23 protein-coding genes, 1 pseudogene and 1 other annotated feature are annotated in these 22,847 nt (G+C 41.5%); of the genes and pseudogenes, 5 read left to right on the plus strand and 19 right to left on the minus strand.

The features are described from left to right. The first annotated feature begins 449 nt into the window (after positions 1-449). The gene (locus tag BTW00_RS10880) at positions 450-1,064 is read left to right on the plus strand and encodes a septal ring lytic transglycosylase RlpA family protein (RefSeq protein ID WP_058024065.1); all 615 of its coding nucleotides are present in this window, start codon (positions 450-452) and stop codon (positions 1,062-1,064) included. 96 nt (positions 1,065-1,160) lie between these two features. Here BTW00_RS10880 and radA read toward each other — a convergent pair whose 3' ends face one another. The 11 genes from radA to BTW00_RS10935 form a co-directional block, all read right to left on the minus strand. Next, positions 1,161-2,597 carry a DNA repair protein RadA gene (gene radA / locus BTW00_RS10885; RefSeq protein WP_075107421.1) on the minus strand — a complete coding sequence of 479 codons (1,437 nt, stop codon included), beginning with the start codon at positions 2,595-2,597 and terminating at the stop codon, positions 1,161-1,163. A 267-nt stretch (positions 2,598-2,864) separates the two neighbouring features. Beyond that, the gene (gene lptB / locus BTW00_RS10890; protein ID WP_075107422.1) at positions 2,865-3,644 is read right to left on the minus strand and encodes an LPS export ABC transporter ATP-binding protein; all 780 of its coding nucleotides are present in this window, start codon (positions 3,642-3,644) and stop codon (positions 2,865-2,867) included. Between the two features lie 66 nt (positions 3,645-3,710). Beyond that, on the minus strand, positions 3,711-4,193 hold the full coding sequence (gene lptA, locus BTW00_RS10895; RefSeq protein WP_227511569.1) for a lipopolysaccharide transport periplasmic protein LptA: 483 nt from the start codon (positions 4,191-4,193) through the stop codon (positions 3,711-3,713). Positions 4,194-4,346: 153 nt separating this feature from the next. Continuing rightward, positions 4,347-4,931, minus strand: a complete 585-nt coding sequence (gene lptC, locus BTW00_RS10900) for an LPS export ABC transporter periplasmic protein LptC (protein WP_058024069.1) — start codon at positions 4,929-4,931, stop codon at positions 4,347-4,349. Then, the gene (locus BTW00_RS10905) at positions 4,928-5,494 is read right to left on the minus strand and encodes an HAD family hydrolase (protein ID WP_075107423.1); all 567 of its coding nucleotides are present in this window, start codon (positions 5,492-5,494) and stop codon (positions 4,928-4,930) included. Before BTW00_RS10905 ends, lptC begins: the two co-directional genes overlap by 4 nt. Before the next feature lie 76 nt (positions 5,495-5,570). Continuing rightward, positions 5,571-6,563, minus strand: a complete 993-nt coding sequence (locus tag BTW00_RS10910; RefSeq protein WP_075107424.1) for an SIS domain-containing protein — start codon at positions 6,561-6,563, stop codon at positions 5,571-5,573. A 220-nt stretch (positions 6,564-6,783) separates the two neighbouring features. Beyond that, positions 6,784-7,314: an RNA chaperone Hfq gene (gene hfq, locus BTW00_RS10915; RefSeq protein ID WP_075107425.1), complete on the minus strand. Its 531-nt coding sequence runs from the start codon at positions 7,312-7,314 to the stop codon at positions 6,784-6,786. Positions 7,315-7,731: 417 nt separating this feature from the next. Continuing rightward, positions 7,732-8,895, minus strand: a complete 1,164-nt coding sequence (gene miaA, locus BTW00_RS10920) for a tRNA (adenosine(37)-N6)-dimethylallyltransferase MiaA (protein WP_075107426.1) — start codon at positions 8,893-8,895, stop codon at positions 7,732-7,734. 52 nt (positions 8,896-8,947) lie between these two features. Continuing rightward, the gene (gene mutL, locus BTW00_RS10925) at positions 8,948-10,684 is read right to left on the minus strand and encodes a DNA mismatch repair endonuclease MutL (RefSeq protein WP_075107427.1); all 1,737 of its coding nucleotides are present in this window, start codon (positions 10,682-10,684) and stop codon (positions 8,948-8,950) included. A 41-nt stretch (positions 10,685-10,725) separates the two neighbouring features. Next, positions 10,726-11,256, minus strand: a complete 531-nt coding sequence (gene tsaE / locus BTW00_RS10930; protein WP_075107428.1) for a tRNA (adenosine(37)-N6)-threonylcarbamoyltransferase complex ATPase subunit type 1 TsaE — start codon at positions 11,254-11,256, stop codon at positions 10,726-10,728. Continuing rightward, the gene (locus BTW00_RS10935) at positions 11,249-11,851 is read right to left on the minus strand and encodes a 6-carboxytetrahydropterin synthase (protein ID WP_075107429.1); all 603 of its coding nucleotides are present in this window, start codon (positions 11,849-11,851) and stop codon (positions 11,249-11,251) included. The genes tsaE and BTW00_RS10935 overlap by 8 nt, the downstream gene beginning before the upstream one ends. Positions 11,852-12,212: 361 nt before the next feature. Here BTW00_RS10935 and BTW00_RS14215 point away from each other — a divergent pair, with 361 nt between their 5' ends. After that, positions 12,213-12,335 carry a hypothetical protein gene (locus BTW00_RS14215; RefSeq protein WP_021815223.1) on the plus strand — a complete coding sequence of 41 codons (123 nt, stop codon included), beginning with the start codon at positions 12,213-12,215 and terminating at the stop codon, positions 12,333-12,335. A gap of 247 nt (positions 12,336-12,582) precedes the next feature. Here BTW00_RS14215 and BTW00_RS13945 read toward each other — a convergent pair whose 3' ends face one another. Next, positions 12,583-12,915, minus strand: coding sequence for a YnfA family protein (locus BTW00_RS13945; RefSeq protein ID WP_143506596.1), 333 nt, complete (start codon positions 12,913-12,915; stop codon positions 12,583-12,585). Between the two features lie 6 nt (positions 12,916-12,921). After that, positions 12,922-13,734, minus strand: coding sequence for a PhzF family phenazine biosynthesis protein (locus tag BTW00_RS10940; RefSeq protein ID WP_143506598.1), 813 nt, complete (start codon positions 13,732-13,734; stop codon positions 12,922-12,924). A gap of 350 nt (positions 13,735-14,084) precedes the next feature. Between BTW00_RS10940 and htpX the strand changes: the two genes are divergently transcribed. Further along, on the plus strand, positions 14,085-14,999 hold the full coding sequence (gene htpX, locus BTW00_RS10945) for a protease HtpX (RefSeq protein WP_075107430.1): 915 nt from the start codon (positions 14,085-14,087) through the stop codon (positions 14,997-14,999). Positions 15,000-15,075: 76 nt separating this feature from the next. Here htpX and BTW00_RS10950 read toward each other — a convergent pair whose 3' ends face one another. The 4 genes from BTW00_RS10950 to BTW00_RS10965 are packed head-to-tail and all read right to left on the minus strand — an operon-like array spanning position 15,076 to position 17,535. Next, on the minus strand, positions 15,076-15,690 hold the full coding sequence (locus BTW00_RS10950; protein ID WP_075107431.1) for a hypothetical protein: 615 nt from the start codon (positions 15,688-15,690) through the stop codon (positions 15,076-15,078). Continuing rightward, the gene (locus BTW00_RS10955; RefSeq protein ID WP_075107432.1) at positions 15,684-16,427 is read right to left on the minus strand and encodes a hypothetical protein; all 744 of its coding nucleotides are present in this window, start codon (positions 16,425-16,427) and stop codon (positions 15,684-15,686) included. Before BTW00_RS10955 ends, BTW00_RS10950 begins: the two co-directional genes overlap by 7 nt. Before the next feature lie 31 nt (positions 16,428-16,458). Then, positions 16,459-16,836, minus strand: a complete 378-nt coding sequence (locus BTW00_RS10960) for a hypothetical protein (protein WP_075107433.1) — start codon at positions 16,834-16,836, stop codon at positions 16,459-16,461. A gap of 3 nt (positions 16,837-16,839) precedes the next feature. Then, positions 16,840-17,535, minus strand: coding sequence for a hypothetical protein (locus BTW00_RS10965; RefSeq protein WP_075107434.1), 696 nt, complete (start codon positions 17,533-17,535; stop codon positions 16,840-16,842). 307 nt (positions 17,536-17,842) lie between these two features. Here BTW00_RS10965 and BTW00_RS10975 point away from each other — a divergent pair. After that, positions 17,843-19,062, plus strand: a pseudogene (locus tag BTW00_RS10975) (IS3 family transposase). Beyond that, positions 18,118-18,234, plus strand: a sequence feature (AL1L pseudoknot). Its footprint overlaps the pseudogene before it by 117 nt. Positions 19,063-19,157: 95 nt before the next feature. On the opposite strand, the gene BTW00_RS10980 reads toward BTW00_RS10975, so the two are convergent. After that, positions 19,158-20,432, minus strand: a complete 1,275-nt coding sequence (locus BTW00_RS10980; protein WP_075107436.1) for a saccharopine dehydrogenase family protein — start codon at positions 20,430-20,432, stop codon at positions 19,158-19,160. Between the two features lie 314 nt (positions 20,433-20,746). After that, on the minus strand, positions 20,747-21,988 hold the full coding sequence (locus BTW00_RS10985; RefSeq protein ID WP_075107437.1) for a carboxynorspermidine decarboxylase: 1,242 nt from the start codon (positions 21,986-21,988) through the stop codon (positions 20,747-20,749). Between the two features lie 99 nt (positions 21,989-22,087). On the opposite strand from BTW00_RS10985, the gene BTW00_RS10990 reads away from it, so the two are divergent. Further along, positions 22,088-22,753 carry a DUF924 family protein gene (locus tag BTW00_RS10990; protein ID WP_075107438.1) on the plus strand — a complete coding sequence of 222 codons (666 nt, stop codon included), beginning with the start codon at positions 22,088-22,090 and terminating at the stop codon, positions 22,751-22,753. Positions 22,754-22,847 lie beyond the last annotated feature (94 nt).

The raw sequence follows: 22,847 nt of genomic DNA on the forward strand, positions 1-22,847 counted from the left end.
TATAGTTAGCATCTTGTAGATTTCAGACTTTCAAATACACTACTTAATTAACGGTTTAATAACAAAGCATCACGCAAAAACTTTTAAACCCTTCATTACTTTAGCAATATCAGAAAGTTTGTATATCGGAAGTTTTATAGATACGACATATAGTGACATTGGTACTTACTCTCTAAGTTAAAAATAAGTACTCAATGAATATCGCTGACTATCATTTAAGCATGTCCTAAGTAACTACGGTCATTACTACCGCTACTTATGATCATAAAATGAAAAATTACCATATATTGAAACCTATAAGAGTCTCGCCCTAAATATTAATCGCTATCAAAACTATAGATTAATATAAAGATTCTAGAGTTTGATTCACTGTTAGATTGGTCTAACGCTGTCATACTCAATCTAAAAATTTAGAGTTAGGTTTTGGTGTATAAGTTATAGAGGTATTTATGAATAAGCGTTTATCTGGTTTACTTACTATGTCGGCAGTTTTATTCGCTGGCTCTGCAGTTGCTACAAATGTAAATGCTGTAGAAGCAAAAACCTCCCTTGCGATGATTTCACAAGATAACGCCTCCCATATCGATCGTGTACTTGGTGAGCTTAGCCGTCAGCATGATGGTGCATCAAGTTTGGTCAAATCAGCACGTCAGCCTACTTCATTAGCACTTAGTAGTTCACTATTAGCGAGTGATACCACTCAAGTCACCAATGATGAAGATGTGTTAGAGCGTCTAACCGCAGTAGCCTCTAATTCTGTTAGTAAATTTAAGCAAACTGGTCTTGCCTCTTGGTATGGTCGTAAGTTTCATGGTCGTAAAACAGCCAGTGGTGAAACCTTTGACATGAATGGTTTGACTGCGGCGCATCGCTCACTACCATTAAACTGCTATGTTAAAGTCACTAATAAAACTAACGGTAAAAGCGTTGTGGTAAAAGTCAATGATCGTGGCCCATTCCATGGCAACCGTGTTATGGACTTATCTTACGGGGCTGCTAAGCGTTTAGGTATCACAAACAAAGGTGTTGGTAACGTTTCTATTGAGCGTGTTTCAGGGCCTTAAGTTTAGACAATTCATATAAGACAAACACTAAAAGCGCCTAACTTATCATGAGTTAGGCGCTTTTTTGATAACATCCTTTATACTTCCTGAGACTATCTATAACTCAAAGGCACTTTCGATGGCATCGTCAAGACGTTCAACAGCAATCACATTGATTCCTTTAAATTGAGGCGCATCTTTAGCAGGTGCATTGGCCTTTGGAATAATCGCATGTTTGAACCCATGCTTCATCGCTTCTTTTAAACGCTCCTGACCGTTGGGTACTGGACGGATTTCACCAGATAAACCGACCTCACCAAACACTGCTAATGACGATGGTAATGGCTTTTCTTTGATGCTTGATGCACATGCCAACAACACTGCCAAATCAGATCCAGTCTCTATGACTTTGACGCCACCAACAACGTTGACATAGACGTCTTGTCCACTGGTATGAATGCCACCATGACGATGCATCACTGCTAGTAGCATAGACAATCGCTGAAAATCTAAACCTAATGCCATGCGCCTAGGCTGTCCTTGGGAGTCATCAACCAGTGCCTGAACCTCAACCAGTAATGGCCTAGTCCCTTCACGGCTAACCATAACAACAGATCCAGCAACGGGCTTATCATAACGGCTCAAAAATATCGCTGATGGGTTGGCAACTTCTTTGAGCCCCATGTCAGTCATGCCAAAAATACCCAGCTCATTAACCGCACCAAAACGGTTTTTGACTGCACGAATCATCCGAAAACGTGAGTCAGACTGACCTTCAAAATACAATACCGTATCGACCATATGCTCAAGTACACGTGGGCCTGCTAAAGTGCCTTCTTTCGTCACATGGCCCACTAAAAATAGCGCTGTACCTGTTTGCTTTGCATAGCGCGTTAAGATCGCGGCAGACTCTCTGATTTGACTGACGCCGCCTGGTGCAGAATTGATGGCGTCAGTATAAATAGTCTGGATAGAGTCAATAATAGCAATGGCTGGCTGCTCTTGGGTCAAGGCCGCACAAATGGTTTCTACATTGGTTTCTGCGAGTACGCGAAGTCTATCAGCAGGTAAATCTAAGCGTTTGGCACGCATAGCTACTTGTGCAAGTGACTCTTCGCCAGTCACATAAAGCGCGCTACCTGCCAAAGAATCGGCACGTGCCATATTGGTCGCTGTCTGCAACAATATGGTTGACTTACCAATACCCGGGTCACCACCGATTAGTACGACAGAACCAGCTACCAATCCGCCACCCAGCACACGATCAAACTCACTAATGCCTGTTGGCAAGCGTGTGTCTAACGTCACACTGACTGCGTTAAGTGGCATAACTGCGCTGTGAGTGCCAGAGAAGTTACCAACTGGTGCAGCAGTACTACGAGAAGTGGATCGGCCGGCATTAGGCTTGGCGGTACTTTTATTGTGATGCGGCATACTGACATTTGGCGCTTCTACCAAGCTATTCCATTCGCCGCAATCTGTACACTGCCCTGCCCATTTGCCAAAATGCGCGCCGCAATTCTGACAGACATAACTGCTTTTATTTTTTGCCATAAGTGATGAGCCTTATCCAGATGATTAGTCGAGAATAATGAATAAAATATCGTACGCTCTTTGATGAGTGGGAATGTAAGAGTGTTTGTCGCGATCAGCCAGTTGTGAGTATCGAAAGCTGTATTTGATAGAAGGGAGAGCGTTAAGCGTAGGTTATTCTAAATATAATGAAGATGTTGACTGCTGGCTTTATAAGTTAGTTGCAATGCCAAAACCAGCAGTTCGTGTAGATAAGAATATGAGTAAAAAATGATTTAGCACAGCGGGCTATACTTGAAAGTCTTTACCTAAGTAAACAGATTTGACCAGATCATTTTCTAATACTTCCGATGAAGTACCTTCGGCAATGATAGCCCCTTCTGAAACAATATAAGCCTTTTCACAGATGGCTAACGTATCACGAACATTGTGATCAGTGATTAAGACACCAATACCACGATTTTTCAGTGTCAAAATAACATCCTTGATATCGCCAACAGAAATGGGGTCTACACCGGCAAATGGCTCATCCAATAAGATAAATTTAGGATCCGCTGCTAGCGCACGAGCAATTTCACAGCGACGACGCTCGCCGCCTGACACACTCATTCCAAGTGAGGTACGTACATGTTCTAAATGAAATTCGCCAATCAGCTTTTCAAGCTCTTGCTGCTGCTCGGCTTTACTTAATTCTATACGAGTCTGCAAAATCGCCAATATATTGTCTTCGATAGATAATTTACGGAAAATCGACGCTTCTTGCGGCAAATAACCAATACCAGCACGAGCACGCTCGTGCATAGCGTATTTAGACAGATCCATTTTTCCTAGAGTGACACGGCCCTTATCCATATTGACCAGTCCCACCACCATGTAAAAACTAGTCGTTTTACCAGCACCATTCGGGCCTAGCAGTCCAACAACTTGGCCTTGCTCAACAGAAAACGAGACATCTTTGACTACCCAGCGCTTGCCGTAACGTTTACCCAAATTTTGCATAGTCAAGCGAGCGACAGGCGCCGTATCGCTATTTGATACTGAAGAATCTATATTTTTATTGTCACTCATAGCTTACTCTTGCTTTCACGATATTCGTATACCACCAAAAACCTATTTATGCTTTAGTTAGCTAGGTTAGCGAACGCCACTTTGGTTGGTATTATTATTTGGTGGAAATACCAACTCTACTCGCTGATTACCACCAGCGGTCGCTTCTACATCACCTGCTTTTAGACTATAACGAATAACATTACCGGCAAAACTTGCCCCATTCTGAACCAGCTTGGCATTTCCTGTTAAGGTGATAATGCCAGATACCGCGTTATAATCAATCTTATTTGCCTGACCTTTTGCCAAGCCTTTTTCTTGCGTCACAACCTGCTGCATAGTTGCTGGACGACCCGTCGCTACCGCTGAATTAATGCTGCGCTGCTGCGAGAGATTGACTGTAATATTGTCCGCAGTCATTTTAAAAGTACCTTGAGTAATAATGACATTACCTGAGTAACTAGTGACGCCAGTACGCTCACTATAAGTGGCCTTGTCCGCTAGCAGTTTGATTTGCTGATTGGCATCTGATGGCAGTGCATGGCTATACAATGGTAGGGCTAACAACATAAACGTTGGAACAACACGTAGCTTATGTGAGCAGATTGATGCGCATAAAGTAGGCAAAAATTTAGATTTCATATAATAACTCGTTTCATAATTGGTGATAGGATTTGCAAACTTCATGATGGCTGCTGTTTTAATGTAGTAGAAAACGCTAGTTTAAAATAATGCTTTGTCTTGACGATCAGCGGGCGTAAAAGCGACAGCAACTTGCCCAAACTCATATTCACCCGTTTCCAGATTGGCAGTCATGCTGGATGCTTCAAAACGATTCATCCCTTGTTCAATTTTGACAGGCTCATCGCTATACACTTGACCAGACTTTGTATTGCCTTTTAGGGTACTACCAGTCACTTTTATTGGCTCAATATCAGACGCCTCTTTATTACCTTCGCTAACCAGTGTAAAACCACCTGATAAGCTCAACTCCCCTGTTTGCTGACTGATGGCTGCACTACCTGCTTGAATACGGTAGCGCTGCTCTGTTGACGGCTCCCAATTCATCGTGATGCCTGACATCTCATCCTGATTGGTCTCAGGATTATGCGTTAAAGACTCAGCAGTAAGTTCATACTCAGTTTCACCTTGCTCATTCGTCTGAACTGCTTTGATATCAGTGGCTTCATAATCGACATCTGTCGTCTCGATATTGACTGGTGGCGACACATCCCCTTGTTGCTGGAAAAACCAGCCCGCAATACCGGCAATAATCAACGCTAATATAATGAGAACACGTGTATTCACGATAGTTCATCCTGAGCTTGAGTTTCATCAAGCGTATAATGTGCGATAAAGTCTTGATAATGTCCATGACCCTTTAAAATGAGATCACATACTTCACGTACTGCGCCGGTGCCACCTGCTCGAGTGGTGACCATATCACTGCGTTTTATGACTTCCGCGTGTGCATTGGGCACGGTTGCTGTAAACCCTACCGTTTGCATCGCTTTAATATCTGGCAAGTCATCACCCATATAAGCGCAGTCGGCAGCAGTAATATTGAGCGCAGGATCAAGAGACGATAATAACTCTTTTAGTGCAATGAGCTTATCATCCCGTCCTTGTACCACGTGATTGACACCCATTTCTGTTGCACGTCTATCAACCATAGCGCTGCTACGCCCAGTAATAATAGCAGTTAAAATGCCATAACGCGCTAGAGACTTAACACCCACGCCATCCTGTACTGAAAACGCTTTGGTTTCGATACCATTTGCGTCGTAGATAATTTGACCATTAGATAAAATCCCATCGACATCCATGACCAATAGCTTTACTTGTCCGGCTTTTTTTATTAAATCTTGCATTATTTGTCTCTTTTTGACGAATATTTTTCTAACTATTTTATATGAAAAACCAATCGTTCTATCAACTATTAATGAATTACTTTACACCAGCTTGTAGTAGATCATGAACCGTAATGACTGCTTCTAAACGATCTTCATCATCAATAATTAGTAACTGACTGATACCATTTTCATTCATGACACTCAAGGCATCCGATGCGCGCATTGTTTTACTGATATGGCGTGGGTTACTGACCATTACCTCATTCATCGGCGTTTGTAGATCAATACCTTTTTCAAGACCACGGCGTAAGTCACCATCTGTAAATACCCCAACGACTTTCTCATTATCATCCGTCACCACGGTCATCCCTAAGCGTCCAGCAGACATCGTAAATAGTGCTTGCTGTAGCGGTGCTTGTTGGTGAATCAAGGGTAAGTCTTCTGACTTGGTATGCATTAAATCTTCGACACGCGTCAATAGTTGACGACCTAATGCGCCCGCTGGATGCGATAATGCAAAGTCCTCAGAAGTGAAGTTACGAGCATGTACCAAGGCGACCGCTAGAGCATCCCCTAACGCTAAGGTAGCCGTTGTACTCGATGTAGGGGCAAGATTGAGCGGACAAGCCTCTTGTGAGTGGCCAAGGGTCAAAACAATATCAGCCGCTCGTGGCAGCATACCGCGTTTATCTCGGCTGATACTAATTAGAGGGATGTTCAAGCGTTTGACCACTGGTAGTAGCATTTTAATCTCATCGGATTCACCAGAGTTCGAGATAGCAAGCAGTACATCACCTTTGACAAGCATGCCCAAATCGCCATGACCTGCCTCACCAGGATGCATAAAAAAAGCAGGCGTACCCGTCGAGGCAAAAGTCGCTGCTATTTTACGTCCAATCAATCCTGATTTACCCATGCCCGTTACTACCACTCGACCCTGACAAGCCAAAATAACGTCACATGCTTGTGCAAACCTGTCATCTATCTGCTCTGTCAACAATGCTAATGCAGATATCTCAGTATTAATCGCGTCAATAGCCGTTGTGATAAATTGCTCATGGGTCAAATCAGTTTTAGTATCGCTCATGAATCTGCTCTATTTTTATAATGAATCAACCTAGTATTTTACTATACTCTGTTTCATATTAATAATGGCCTACCATTTATATAATGGAGACAGCCATTATTTTTTACAGTAACTATCTGCTTATTTATATAAAAAAAACCCACTATAGCAGCAGGTCTTAATCGTATAAATCATATCTCTTGATGTATAGTTGGATAATACACTCAATTCGTACAACTAATTAACTATTGGTATCATTCGATCCGTTGTCCGGCTTTTCTTCAAAGCCCGTACCGTCTGTCGGTGCATCAAAACCACGATCCTGTCCAAAGCCGCCGCGCTCAAAACCGCGTTCCTGACCTTGTCCAAAGCTACCACGCTCAAAGCCACGTTCTTGACCTTGACTGAACCCTCCGCGATTAAATCCACTACGACTAGAGGCGAAACCACGCTCTTCAAAACCGCCCGCAACAGGATTGCTGCCACGCTCAAAGCCACCACCTTGATAGCCAGTTTGCGCTAAGCCTTGAGGTTGAGCGCCAGTACCTGTAGTGGTTGTACTACTACGCGGGTTACGAGCTGGCACTACGGTTGAGATGGCATGTTTATATACCATCTGACTGACTGTATTTTTGAGGAGGACAACATATTGATCGAACGATTCAATTTGGCCTTGCAGCTTGATACCGTTAACCAAAAAAATAGAGACAGGAATGCGATCTTTGCGCAGCGAATTCAAGAATGGATCTTGTAAAGTTTGTCCTTTTGACATGAAATCTCTCCTAAATATTATATAGTTATGTTTTGAGTGCCAATTATTCTAAGTGTCAATTTAATTATAGTGGCTAAAAGGTAGATACAATAATATGTTTTCTTTATAAAACGTATCTAAATAAATATTCATTGTTCTTAAGTTATTCCACTTTATCGCGAATACGTTATTATTGTAAATAATTAAGTAACTACTTGTTTCACTAATTATTTTATCTACAAATGTCAACTAATGCTTATTATCGAAGCAGTTATATTCGCTTCCTACTGCATTTTCAGAGAATTTAAATTATAACAGCTATCTATGCTAATTTTTGAAACTAATTGTGATTATGCTTTCATCTATGAATAGAGCTTTCTACGAAAATAATCCACATTAAGTTTGATTCTTATAAAGTAAAAAGCAAGAAACATCTTTTCAATACAGATAATTTCTTGCCTGCTCCATCGTCGCAAATGTTTTTAGTACTATGGTGTTATTAGTAGCAGTACTATCAGATCCCATTGCCAATGCTGAAGAAGCATTAGGGAGCTGTATTACTTTTCGCAACCATGTGTACTGACGCTTTGCCAGCTGCCTTGTGGCATATAATGCCTTATTTTGCATTTCCTGACAAGCAAGCGCTTCGGTCTCAGCATAGGATACATCTGGCTGAGCATTTGTGTAAACGCCCTCGCCTTGTATCTTATTTATGGCCATTAGGCTTTTAGAGTCTGCGAAGGCTTCATAAAATTGGGCTTTGTCCAAATGGGTTTTATCCAATACTGGATGCTGCGTACGAACGAGATATTCTAATACTTGGCGATAACCCACACAGCGCATCGACGGCATATTAGGGGTCAGCGGGTACTTCTCAAGTAAGCCAACAACCTCTGCCACTAACCCTTCTTGCCACATGATATCAAGGCGCTGTTCGATACGCGCATGTAACCACGGGCGGTCTGGTATCACTGACAATGCATGCCACTGCTGTTCTGGATGATGGGCCAAAGCTTGTTTCGGCTCACGCTGCCAGTCGCTTATGGGCCTATCTGTCTGCAAATAAACCTCAATTGCCCGAGTAATGCGCTGAGTATCCGTCGCATTCAAACGCTGATGGCTTATCGGGTCAACATTGCCAAGATAATCATATAAAGCACTGATACCTTCCTCTTGACGCCATTGTTCTACGCGTGCACGTACGCTGTCATCGCTATCAGGCACTGAAGACAGGCCATCGAGTAGCGCCATGTAGTACATCATAGTGCCGCCTACTAACAGCGGTATCTTTTTGCGCTCATGACACTCATCAATAAGACGTGCTACATCACCAACAAACTCAGCGACGCTATAGCTTTGCATGGGATCAATAATATCAACCAAATGATGCGGATAACGCGTTAACTCATCTGCTGTTGGTTTTGCGGTACCAATATTCATATCGCGATATATCAGTGCTGAATCCACAGAAATCAGTTCAAAACGGCCTGTATCGTATAATTCATATGCTAATGCTGTTTTTCCGCTAGCAGTTGGTGCCATCAGACACACGACACTATTATCCGACAGATTTTTAGATACGCTATCAGACGAATATTGCATAGAATTGCCTTTCTCAATATGTAGTTGGCTAAAATAGTAGTCAGCTTGATATTTATTCGGATGTAGAAGATAACATTAGTGTGACTAAACGATGACTGTCTAAGATTTTGATCGCATTTCTTGTCAGTATATCAGCGAGATCTGCGACAAAAACTGCTGAGTCTTGTGCAGTCATTTGCGAGCTTACTGTTGTAAGCTGATGATTGATCTCCATAGCACTGTTTGACATTTTATCTTTTTTAAATACCTTATTGCTAAATATAGATGATTCAAACAACTGGCTTACCTTTGACTGCCAGTCTTTAGTACTTATTAATAGACATTGCCCTTGATGATAAAATAAGAGCCAAGGTAGGTTTTTATCAGTTGCGGTTGAATCGATAACAAGAGCCTCTGCATCATTAATAATATCCAAGCAGATTGGTAAGGATGAAACTGTAGGCGCTTCGGATGAACGATACGAAGTATGGCGACTTTGCTGTAACGGCTCATCGACATAAGATGGTGCTGGTTCTTGAGCTAGTGATTTATCTGGAAATGATTTGCTTGAGGCAGATTGATATGATTGTCTAGGTTCTTGTACTTGCCTGCTCTGTCTTGTGTGATCTATAGGCATATCATTGGGCAAATGTGTGTCAGACAAATTATCTACAGAGACGTCTTTTTTTGACACTTCTGGATTATCGGGGCTAGCAACCTTTGGCGTAGCATTGACTATTTTTAGCTGTGAACGAATCGTATGGCTTAAGTGAGCCATGATATTGTTTAGCGGACTGATTTTGATACGCTGCTTTGATGGATGTACATTGACATTGAGCCATTGGGTTGGCAACTCAAAATAAAGCGCATACCCCATACCTGCTAGCTGAGCACTCTGAGCCAGTTGACGCATTTGATTGCTAATCAATGCTTCTTTTACCAGCCTGCCATTCACATAAATTAGCTTTGGCAATGCTATCTGCTCATCAGTCATCGGCCATAACCAGCCACTGATTGCTGCCTGATTAACCGTGCTATCGCCGTACGCTACAGACGACTGCACAAGACTCGATAGATCTATCGATACTGCTAGCGCATTGTCCGTTAATGGCATACCAGTCGCTTGTTCTAAACGCGGCAACGGTAGACGGTTAGCATCATTATCGTTAACGTTTGTAGCATTTGCAGACAATGATAACCGCTTTTTATTGTCATGAAAAAGTGTCAGGGCGACATCAGCTCGCGCCAGTGCGACTTCACGGACGATGGTCTCGATGTGGCCAAATTCAGTGGCAATAGATTTTAAATTACCCCGGCGGGCAGGCACATTGAAATATAAGTCTTTGACTATGATTGTTGTGCCGCGATTATGAACGACTGGTGTGAGCTTCGGTGTATCATCTAATATTCCAGCCACCTGCAATTGACGACCAATACCACTATCATCATGGCTACTAGTCAAGGTCAAACGAGAGACAGCCGCCATCGCTGCCAATGCTTCACCGCGAAAACCGAGCGTTGTAATACCATGCAAGTTCGCAACATCAGCGACCTTGCTGGTCGCATGACGAGTAATCGCCATCACCATATCATCAGGATGAATGCCGGTACCATCATCTATCACCTCAATCATGCCCATACCACCTTGAGTAATACGTACCTCAATATTGGTGGCACCTGCATCAATGGCATTTTCGAGCAGCTCTTTGACGACCGCTGCTGGACGCGTCACGACCTCACCTGCTGCTAGTTGATTAATGAGCAGCGGCGATAGTTTTTTGATACGTGTGTTGGGGTGGTTATCTGGCATTGATAGATGTCATATTTTAAAAGAATGGTAAGTGGTGTGATTTAGATATTAAATTTTGATAAATCCAGACCTTGCGCTTGGCCTGCTTTTGATACTCTTAATTGCACTTGGCGTGCTTCATTACCTTTATCGTCGCTTTCAACTTGCGTAATATCGATAAACAAAGTTGGCATCGGTAGATAACCATCAGCACGGCTCGCCCATTCAATGATAACGAGCGCTTCAGGCTCATCTAAATACTCATCAAAGCCAATAAAAGACAGCTCTTCTGGATCTTGCAGACGGTATAGGTCTGCATGATAAACTGGCTTAGTCGTGCCATTGTTTTGTTCAATGCTATAAGGCTCAACCAAAGTATAGGTGGGACTTTTTACCGCACCAGTATGACCGAGAGCATGCAACCAGTAACGCGTTAAAGTGGTCTTGCCAGCGCCCAAATCCCCTGCTAACCACACACTGCCCGTCAGCGGCAATGTCGCTAATTGCTCAGCCAGTGACTGAGTGTCTTGCTCAGAGTTCAGTATCAAAGTTTGCACGATGTCACTGTTTTCTATTGATTGATCATTATGCATCAGTCTGAACCTGCATAGTCACCGTTGGGTTGGTGAAGCTTTCACCGCGAATCAGCTTGGCGTATAGCTCAGAGTCCGTCCATTCAGCACGAACTTGTTCACTAAATTCAAAATCCTCTAAAACCAGCTTACCCATCTGCTCATTTGCCACATCATCGGCGAAACACTGCGCGTAACCCGTCGCGGTCTCATGGGCAATCACTGAATACACACTGACATCTGCTTCACCATTTTGCATTTGCGTCTGGCGCAGTATTTCTTGCGCCCAGAAAAATATCACACGTGAAAACTGCTCTGCCGATGGTGACACTGGCAGGCTAATCCAGCGTGCGCTAAATTTCTTACACGCTGCGACATATTCAGGATCGTCTTTGTTCCAAAAACAAATGGCATGATCAAAGCTGTCGATAATATCTTTGATCGAAGATTTTAGTAGCCCAAAGTCATAAACCATTTGCCCATGGTCTAGACGGGTGGCCTCTAAAATCAGCTCAATCTGATAGCTGTGACCATGGATGGAGTGTTTGCAGCGCTCAGAGCTACAGTTGCGAACGATATGAGCATTTTCAAATTTGAATAGTTTACGTATACGCATAATAAGGTGACCAAAACAGTGAGCACGATGGTGCTAAATGTTAATAAGTAAGAGTTTGCCGCATTGATTAATCGGTTTATGCCTTATTATAGCAAATCGCCATGTATCCGTAAGTAAGCACTTATGAATACCATGATTAATGGAACGAATCGATTAGCGCATAGCTTGGCTAAAGCAATTATTTGGCTAAAAGAAAAAGCAAAAGAAATGAATCGTAGGCGAATTGTGCGAGTGCTATCTATTACTCATGCTTAAGCCTATACTCGATTTAGTAAGCGACTATGTTAGTCGTCACCATACTTACCTTAAGTCAGCTCAATTGGCTTAGCGGATTGTATGCGTTATCTACAAAGGAATTACCATGAGTAAAGGTCAAGACAGTAAAAAGAATGTCAAAAAGAAGCCACTTCTGACAGCCAAAGAAAAAAAAGCGGCTAAACAAGCCAAGAAAGACGACAATGGTAGTATTTTAGGTAAACATTAGGGCGTGTCCCTATTTTAAAAATAGTGATAAAAATGAGATAAATTGCAGACAAACAAGGAAAATAGTGCAGACAATATCGAGATATTGACCAGCTATTTGACGCCGTTTGGTAAAGATTTAGCCATTTTTAGCCCATTTAGTGATAAACGTTTGAATTAGGGACACGCCCTAATACTTATCGTATCAATATGCCGATCTCACCTAATGGTTTGATTGGCATTTTTTTGAGTTGGCCTCTCGTTTTTCGTTAGGCACTGCGCGGCGCAAACATAATAATCGCCATTCCTAATAGTGCAATAGCCGAACCCACTATATCCCAAGTAGTCGGCCGTATACCGTTGACAGTCCATAACCACAAAATTGCCATACAAATATATACACCGCCATAGGCCGCATATACCCTACCCGCAGCAGTCGGATGTAATGAAAGCAGCCAGACAAAAGCCACCAAACTCAGCGCGCCAGGTATCAGCAGCCAGATTGACTTGCCTTCTCGTAACCATAGATAAGGCAGATAACACCCTGCAATCTCAGCCAATGCGGTAAGCGCAAACAGTCCAACGGTCTTCAGTTCTGTCAAACGTATCTACTCCTCAACGGTGATAAATCCAGTCAGGTATTGTACGGCATTGCCAGAAATAAGCACTCTATCGTCTGCCACGGTACAGTCAAGCACACCGCCGCGACTAGATGCTTGATAAGCGACTAATTCATTTTTAGCTAAACGCTTGGCCCATAAAGGTGCAAGTCCAGTATGAATCGAACCTGTTACTGGGTCTTCATCACCACCATTTGCTGGCCAAAAGTATCTAGAGACAAAATCATAATCATGATACTTTTCTGAGGTTGCCTGACAAGTTACCACCACATCATAGGGCGCTAGCTGCTTCAATGTCTCATTATCACGCACGACATTCAGCACATCGGATTCAGAATCATAGATGACGAAATACGCTTGAGTATTACGATAGACTTCAGCAGGCGCAATGGATAGACCTGCTAATAAACTATCAGGAATCTCATCGATTTTTTCAGGCATTCTATTGGGAAAATCCATTTGTATCTTGCCTGCTTCTGTTTGGATAATGGTCATTACGCCAACCGCTTTAGCCGAAAACTTAATAGACTTTGTATTTGGATTTTTATTAAACAACACAAAGGCAGACGCTAAGGTTGCATGACCACAGAAGTCAATTTCAGTCAACGGTGAGAACCAACGAATATGATAAACACCTTTGTCATCAGGAACAATAAAAGCGGTCTCAGACAAGTTGTTTTCAGACGCAATAGACTGCATCAAAGCATCATCTAACCATTCATCTGTAACGATAACTGCAGCGGGATTACCTTTGAATAGCGTATCAGTGAAGGCGTCTATAATATTTATTTCTAGTTGCATGGGATGTTCTCATTTTTATAATTTTTTAAAGATTAATCTTGGTCATCATTATCTTCGGAGAAATCAAAATAAGAAATAGTTGACCAAAACTTAATACTTAGATCAATAGGCAATAGTTTCGGTGATGTTGTACTGTAGCTAACCAATCTTGGCAACGAGCCAATATACCTAACTCGCTAATTGTCTCAAAAAATCTCGCTATAGCTAGGACAACATAATTACTTTAGCATTTTGACAATATTGAAATAGTATGACAGATAAAACCACAGTAAAATCTATCATAGCAAACAAACCTCTTAGATAACCGTCTATCTAGGCCGTACCAACACTTTAATTAGGAAATTAGCGTCATGATGCGTATTGGATTATTTTTATTGACCAACTTGGCCGTGATCGTGGTCTTTAGCATTGTGTTTGGGATACTATCTAGGTTTTTTGGGATTGGCGGTGTATATACGGCAGGTGGGCTAAATTATGTCAGTCTTGCAGTTATGTGCGGTATCTACGGTATGGTCGGCTCAATGATTTCGCTATTTCTGTCGAAATGGATGGCCAAAAAATCCACGGGTACGGTGGTAATAGAATCCGCACGCAACCCAACTGAACAATGGCTAATAGATACAGTGGCAAAACAAGCGCAAGCGGTAAACATCGGTATGCCTGAGGTTGGTATTTTTAATAACTCGCAGCCAAATGCTTTTGCGACTGGCTGGAATAAGAATAAAGCGCTGGTAGCGGTATCCTCTGGTCTACTACAAAATATGAATCAAGATGAAATCGAAGCGGTACTAGCGCATGAGATTGGTCATGTAGCCAACGGTGATATGGTAACCCTCGCCCTCATTCAAGGCGTGGTCAATGCGTTTGTGATGTTCTTTGCACGTATTGTCGGTAGCTTCGTGGACCGTACTGTGTTCAAAAACACCAGTGATCGCCCAGGTATCGGTTACTTTATCACCAGTATTGTGATGGATATTTTGCTTGGGTTTTTGGCGTCTGCCATCGTCATGTGGTTCTCACGCTTACGTGAATTCCGTGCGGATCAAATGGGCGCAAAACTTGCCAGCCGCGAAAAAATGATCAGTGCGCTTGATGCGTTGCGTCCTTCTGCACAGCGACCAGATCAAATGCCTGAGAGTATGAAAGCGTTTGCGATCTCGTCTGGACAAACGCAAGGCTTTAGTATCGCCAATCTATTCCGCTCACACCCAACATTGGATGATCGTATTACGGCGCTACGAGAATATAATCCTAGTGAGGGATAATAAGAAGATTGATGAATTAACTCCTAATTTGTTATCTATTAGCAGATTAAGTGACATACTAAAACTTACCTATGATTTATATGTACTGCAGAGATTTTAGACATTTAGTGATTTCCTCTACTATCTCTTCATAACCATCTATTTTTTGTTCAACTTCGAGAAAATTTGTACCGGTATCTTTACAATAATTTCTTGCTGCGTTATAGATTGAATCTTGCATTTGATAGTTTTCAATCAAATTCACTGTTTCGTCGTATACACGATTTCTTTTTTTCTGTAATGTGTTCCAATCATCTTCACTTACTTTTATAAATACTAATAAATCGGGAGCGGCTAATAGTTCTGCATCTAATTCAGCAGTTCTCTTAACAACTTCATAGTAGGCATTTTCTTTTGAAATCAACCAACTAAAAGACGGGTCACTAATATAATATTTAATCAATACATCATAAAAACTGTCAACGAAGACTAACTTTTTCTCAGATATTAATGCAGCTTTCTTATACTCAGGAACTCTAGCAGATCTAAACCAATTCAAAGCACTAAACTGATCTAGGTTATCCTCTTTAATCCAACTTGGCCAAAAATCCTCCTCTGGTTCTAGAAAGTACTGGCTACTACAATTTTCAGCTATTTTTGCTGTTAACGTACTTTTGCCACAACAAGGCAACCCACAAAAGACAACTAACATGAAGTGTCCTTTTTATCGGCTATACGCCACATTTCTTCAAATTCAGATAGATATATATGGAATAGCCGACCAGGATTTTTAACTTCATAAGTAACAGTGGATGAACTTCTGGATTTTTTAATTATTGAATAATGTCCTGTAAATAATGTATCTCCTATACGATATATCATGACTGGTAAACTTTGTTCAATAAACCTAATTTCAACATTTTCAATACCTTCAAAACTGGCTAATATATTCGTACATAATGTTTGGTAATAATCTTTAACGTGCCCTTCGTTAAGAGCTTGACTCTTTGATGCTTCAGTATCTGGATTAACTAGTAAAATCCTAACGTTTATAGGATTCTTACCCTCATTTCTTCTTTTTATTATATCTAAAGCTTGATTTGAAAACCCTGATAGCGAATAACCTGTAACATCAATCTCATTAGATGTTTCTAATAATTTCTCATATATACTCACTAAGGCTCTCTGACTATGTATTTCCTTTAAGCCATAGCTCCTAATGTTAGACAAGAGTCTATCTTCAGATGTCTTAATAAACCTAACCCATAAGGTGCTAAAGCTTACAAGAGAGCTAGCTATTAATGAAGTTCCAATTGCACGTGGAATTTCATCAAAAAAAATTAATATTGACCCTAGTATCAGTATTAAAATATTCAAGACTAGTAGTGAAGTAGTAGAATTAAATAACTTACGAATTGTTTCATGTTCATCTAAGTTAAAACTAGCCATATTTAATCTTAATTTTTAATGGTTATTATAGTTAAACGTCGTATATATTTATGATACTATCAATTTTATCCGCACCCATAACTAAACACTTACGTATCACAAAATCTTCTAAGCTCAGATTATCAGACCATCTTTGAATATACCCTTCTCGCATTTCCTTAGGATACAAGAGTATATCGCTCGATTTATTATAAATAGTGGCTAGTAACCTTATTTTATTTTCTAAATCAAGTTCTATAAGTCCTGTCTGTTCATCGCTATCTTCTAAAATTTTTTCATCAATTTTTTCAACTATATGTTCTACTAAGTTTTTCTCTTTATCACTCATTTCATTTACGATATTAGTCATATCTGAAAATTTATCAATATAAGAGTGGGCTTCAACTAATTTGCTAACTAATATTTTCATGTACTATTCCTCTAGTGTTTTTTTAATAAAAGGTATTATTTCTTTATAAATACTCTGTATAGACTTACGATTATTACCTTTATCATATGCATCAATAAACACTCTATTTTTTTTATTTTCAATATTGCTAAAGAAATTGTTCACCTTTACCTGTAGACCTTCATCTTTTTCATGAATATCTGAACTATCTAAAGAGTAAATTCTATCTTTCGAGCCATTTCTTTCTAAATGTATACCATCTATGTAATGAGAGTCTGGAGCAGTAATAATAACCTCCAAATCAGGTTTGGGAAGCTTATATATCTCATACTCTAACCACTGAATGAGTTCTACAAGCTTCTCACTTCTATCGATATCTATTAACTTAGAAGTTTGAAAAGCTATATTTGATAGTATGTAACGATCACACAGAACAATAGCTCCACTCTCAAGACTTCCATTAATAGGATCTTTTGAGATATATCTATCAGCAGCAAAGGCTAAGCTCAAGAATTCAGGCTCAACCTGCCCATGTTTACCATTTAAGAAGTCGCCTATCAAATCTGATAGTGGGTTACCTACTTTATGAGGAAAATCATAAGTTGATACTTCATAACCTTCTTTAATAAGCATGTCTTCTATGAGACTATACTGTGTACTTTTGCCTAGGCCATCCCCACCCTCTATTACAATTAATTTTCCTTTACCGCTATTATTCATATAACTACCTGTTTAAGTCTCTTGAGAAGTGATTATTTTGCATATATTTCGAACTCTGCCTTATAGAACTACATTTCTTGATATAAAAAACTTTAATTTGTTAGACGGCTGATGTTTCTATTATACAGATATTAAGATAAAAAAGACCTGAGCGATAATAGAAATAGACTATGTCAACTCTTCACTCATCTAAGTAGATAATAGATTATATCAGTACCTGATCTATTTCTTCTTCAAAGATTCCAAGTAGCTCCAACTGAACCGCCCCGGGATTGTCGGAGACTCAACATTCTGAGAGAATACGACAATGAAAACACGAAACTACACTCCTGAGATTAAAGAACGCGCCGTTCGCATGCTGATAGAAGCATTGGGCGACTATCCCTCCACATGGTCAGCGATTCAAGCCATTGCCCCTAAGATTGGCTGTACGCCTGAAACCCTGCGGTCGTGGCATAAAAAACACATCGATCAAACTATTCCTGCATCGGTGCAAGCGCAAAGTGATAAAGAGCGCATCAAGGAGCTTGAACGCGAATGCAGAGAGCTCAAGCAAGCCAATGAGATCATACGTAAGGCTGCTGGTCTTGAAGCCCAGGCGGAGCTCGACCGTCCACCCAGATAATGGTTCAGTTTATTGATGACTATAGAGGTAGTTATGGGGTCGAGCTGATTTGTAGAGTACTACCGATTGCCCCGTCAACCTATCACAGTACTAAAGACCTAGAGTGCTGCCCTGAAAGGCGTTCACTGCGCAGTCAGCATGACGACTACTATCTCAGCGAGATTAAACGTATCTGGCAGGACAGCAAATGCCGTTACGGTGCGCGTAAAGTATGGCAGCAGATGAAAGCTGACGGGTTAAAGGTTGCTCGGTGTACCGTAGAGCGATTAATGAAGCAGTATGGCCTATAAGGCGTCTGGCGTGGCAAAGGCAAGATTACCACCAACAGCCGTGACGACCAAAAGCGTGCTGATGACCTAGTCAATCGTAACTTTAGCGCTCATCGCCCTAACCAGCTCTGGGTGGCAGACTTTACTTATATCAAGACGATAAGCGGCTGGGTGTATACCGCTTTTATTATTGATGTGTTTGCTCGCGCTATTGTGGGCTGGAAAGTATCTAATCGTATGAACACAGATATGGTGATGGCGGCGTTAAATCAAGCAATAGCAGATAGAAACTATCCCAAAGATGTGATTCATCACAGTGATCGAGGGGTTCAGTATTTATCCATTCGCTATACTGATAAAATGGCTACATGCGGTGTTATAGCTTCTGTCGGTACGACAGGCGATTCATACGATAATGCATTAGCTGAGACGGTCAACGGGCTTTATAAGTCTGAGGTGATTCATTATTTAAAACAGAACTGGACTGGTGTGAACGATGTTGAACTAGCAACCCTTGAATGGGTGGATTGGTTTAATAGAACACGATTGCATAGCACGATTGGATATGTGTCACCCTTTGAGTTTGAAAAGCGGTATTATGATAATTTAACCTTGTCAGGTGAAGCTGCCTGACTCAAGTAAATAAGTCTCCGATAAAGTCGGGGCGGTTCAAACCATAAAAAAAGCCTATCTATAAAAGACAGGCTTTTCTAAATTACGCTTGCTAATTAAATATCAAACTCAAGCGCTCTATCGCCTTCGCTATCTTTGATACGCGTTGGCAGACCGATTTTGTTGAGCAGATTAATAAATGGCTTAGCATCTAACTCTTCGACGTTGACCATTGTGCCTGCATCCCATTCGCCAGTCGCGACTAGTATTGCAGCAGCAACAGGTGGCACGCCTGCGGTATACGAGATACCTTGGCTACCCACTTCGTTGTACGCATCTTTGTGATCTGAGACATTGTAGATAAATACTTCCGTCTCAACGCCATTGATTTTTCCTTTGACTTTGTCACCGATACAGGTCTTGCCTGTATATTCTGGTGCCAGCGAGCTTGGATCTGGTAGTACTGCCTTCACGACTTTTAGCGGCACAACTTCTTGGCCTTCAGCCGTCATCACTGGCTGCTCAGACAGTAGTCCTAAGCTCTGTAGCACGGTGAATACATTGATATAATGCTCACCAAAGCCCATCCAAAAACGAATGTTTGGTACATCTAGATTGGCTGACAATGAATGCACTTCATCATGACCACTCAGATAGCTGTTCTGCACACCCACAACTGGTAAATCGTCTGTACGTTTGACTTCAAACATTTTGTTAGACTGCCACTTGCTGTCTTGCCAAGAGTAAACCGTACCGGTGAATTCACGGAAGTTGATCTCTGGGTCAAAGTTGGTCGCAAAGTATTTGCCATGACTGCCCGCATTGATATCAATAATGTCAATATCAGTCACAGATCCTGCATCCATCATATCATAGCCCAAGCGTGCATAAGCATTGACCATACCGGGATCAAAGCCTGCACCTAAAATAGCAGTGACATTATTGTCTGCACAGCGCTGTTTGCGTTGCCACTCGTAGTTGTTGTACCACGGCGGTGTCTCACAAATCTTGCGTGGATCTTCGTGAATAGCCGTATCTATATATGCCGTGCCTGTTTCAATACAAGCTTCTAGTACGGTCATATTGATAAATGCCGAGCCAACATTAATAAGTATCTGTATTTTTGTGTCTTGTATCAGCTGCACGAGTGCTTGGCTGTCCATGGCATCGACCTGATGTGTATGCAAGACTGCAGCCTGCTTAAAGCTGTCTTTTTCTTTTACGCTCTGCGCGATAGCATCGCATTTGTCTTTGGTACGTGAGGCGATATGGATCTCGCCAAGCACATCATTATGCATCGCACACTTATGCGCGACCACTTGAGCGACACCACCTGCTCCGATGATAAGTACGTCTTTTTTGTTAGATTTGGCTTGTTGGTTTGTGTTCAATGAACAATCCTCCTTTGTGCCCCTGTCGATACCATTGATTGCGGCTATGCAAAACAGAAACGAGTGAATGATATGCGTGAATTAAAAAGGAAGACCGAGGAAAACCCACGCACCCGTCGGGCAGATAATACTCCATTATTTGCCCGACGCGATTATAACAATTTTTATTCCCTTATCGGTAAAAAATATGTATAAAAAGTAGAGATATTAAAATGCATACTAATACAGGTTAAGCCTTTGTTTTTTAAACATTAAAATACAAAACCCGACAATAACATAGTCTTAAAAACTAAGGCTACTAACGCTACTAAGGCTTAAGATAGGCTGGCTTTATATTCCTCATAGTCGAACTCACGCTGGATATCGATACGACCATCCAAACGACGGATGACAATCGCAGGCATATTGACCCCATTGAACCAGTTTTTCTTCACCATCGTATAGCCTGCGGCATTACCAAAGGCAATCTTATCGCCTATCTGAATATTACTCGGTAATGCATATTCACCAAAGATATCCCCTGCCAAGCAAGAACGACCATAAATGATGGTATGGTCTGCTGAGCCTGCGTTGGATTCAGACGGCGCAGCTTCTGCTGGATTGCCAGTAGGTGCAATATTGCCAGCAGTATTATTGATCGCGGCAATCGGTGCGGACTCACGATAGATAAGCAAGTCGAGCATATGTGCTTCAATCGAAGCGTCGACGACGGCGAGATTTTTTTGATTGTGCATGGTGTCTAACACTGTCGTGACCAACGTGCCCGCGCCATGGATGCTTGCCTCACCTGGCTCAAGATAAACTTGCACGCCATAGGTCTCACTAAATACTTTTAATCTGTCAGCCAGCTTTTCTAATGGATAATCAGGCGCGATAAAATGAATGCCGCCGCCCAAGCTCACCCACTCAAGCTGCTGCAAAATATCGCCAAATCTGGCTTCGATATCAGCCAAACTTTCACTAAAGGCTTCAAAGCTGTCATTTTCGCAGTTGTTATGAATCATGACGCCAGTGATATCGCCAAGTACCGCTGCGATTTTACCTTTGTCATGCTCACCAAGACGGCTAAATGGACGTGCAGGATCAGCGATCAAAAATGATGAGTTACTGGTTTTTGGATTTAATCGTAAGCCTACTGGAACACCTTGTGCTGCCGCTTGATCTTTAAAAGCAGTTAGCTGCGAGATTGAGTTAAAGATAATTTTATCAGCATAACTCAGTACTTCAGGAATTTCATCTGCACTATAGGCGACGCTATAAGCGTGCGTTTCTTTTTTATCGCTGCTACTGGCATCATTGTTATCGCCAAAGGTCTCATAGCCCAATCTGACTTCGTTAAGCGAAGATGAAGTTGTACCATGTAGATATGGCTGCATTACATCAAAAACACCCCATGTGGCAAAGCATTTTAGTGCCAACAATGCCTTGGCACCAGACAGCTCACATAGCCTAGCGATGATTTTCATATTGGCAACGATAGCTGCTTCATCAAGCACATAGTAAGGCGTTGGTGGCAATGTCGCGTTGATAGAATTCTCTAGATTTTTTGCATTCATAATAGGTTACCTAATAGACACTCTGCTGTTGGTATCTTGACAGACAGATATAAATATTTGCGCTATAGTAGACTAAATCCATCATAATTAGAATATCTTATGGCACTCTCAACCGATTATTCCACCTCTGCCAGTCGATCCCATGCCTCTCAATTAGACCCAAAACATATAGACTTAACGCACCTCCACCCGGATGCGCGTGCAGTATTGGATTTTTGGTTTAATAAAGATAATGAAGCGTGTTGGTTTGAACAAAACGATCGTTTTGATCAGCAGATAAAGGACAAGTTTGGTGACATTTGGCAGGCAGCAAAGCAAGGTGAATGCGTTAATTGGCGCCTCGCAGAATCTTCTCTAGATGGCAATAGTTCAATAACAACGCTAGCAGGGCGACTGGCAGAAATCATTGTCTTAGATCAGTTTTCACGAAACCTGTGTCGCGAACAAGCCTGTGCTTTTGCACAAGACGGTATAGCATTAGTCTTAGCACAAGAAGCCACTCAGCAGCCCTATTTTGACACTTTACCGATGCAATGGCGTAAGTTTATGATTATCCCATTTATGCACTCTGAGTCAGCGCTGATTCACGACCGTTATCTACCATTATTTAAGCAATTAGACGATGCAACCACGCTAGATTTTGAATATCGTCATAAAGAAATTATTGATCAATTTGGGCGTTACCCACATCGTAATGAGGCACTAGGGCGCAAATCAACTGAGGATGAAAAAGCCTTTTTGCAACAGCCGAACTCTTCATTTTAAAGTAAATTTTATCCAGTCTACTTACTTTGTCACATTTTTATAGTGTCTTTATATAAAAAAAGGACTGAACCAGTTATCTGGTTCAGTCCTTTTG

This window comes from Psychrobacter sp. C 20.9 (assembly GCF_001921765.1).
Classification (GTDB): domain Bacteria; phylum Pseudomonadota; class Gammaproteobacteria; order Pseudomonadales; family Moraxellaceae; genus Psychrobacter; species Psychrobacter piscatorii_B.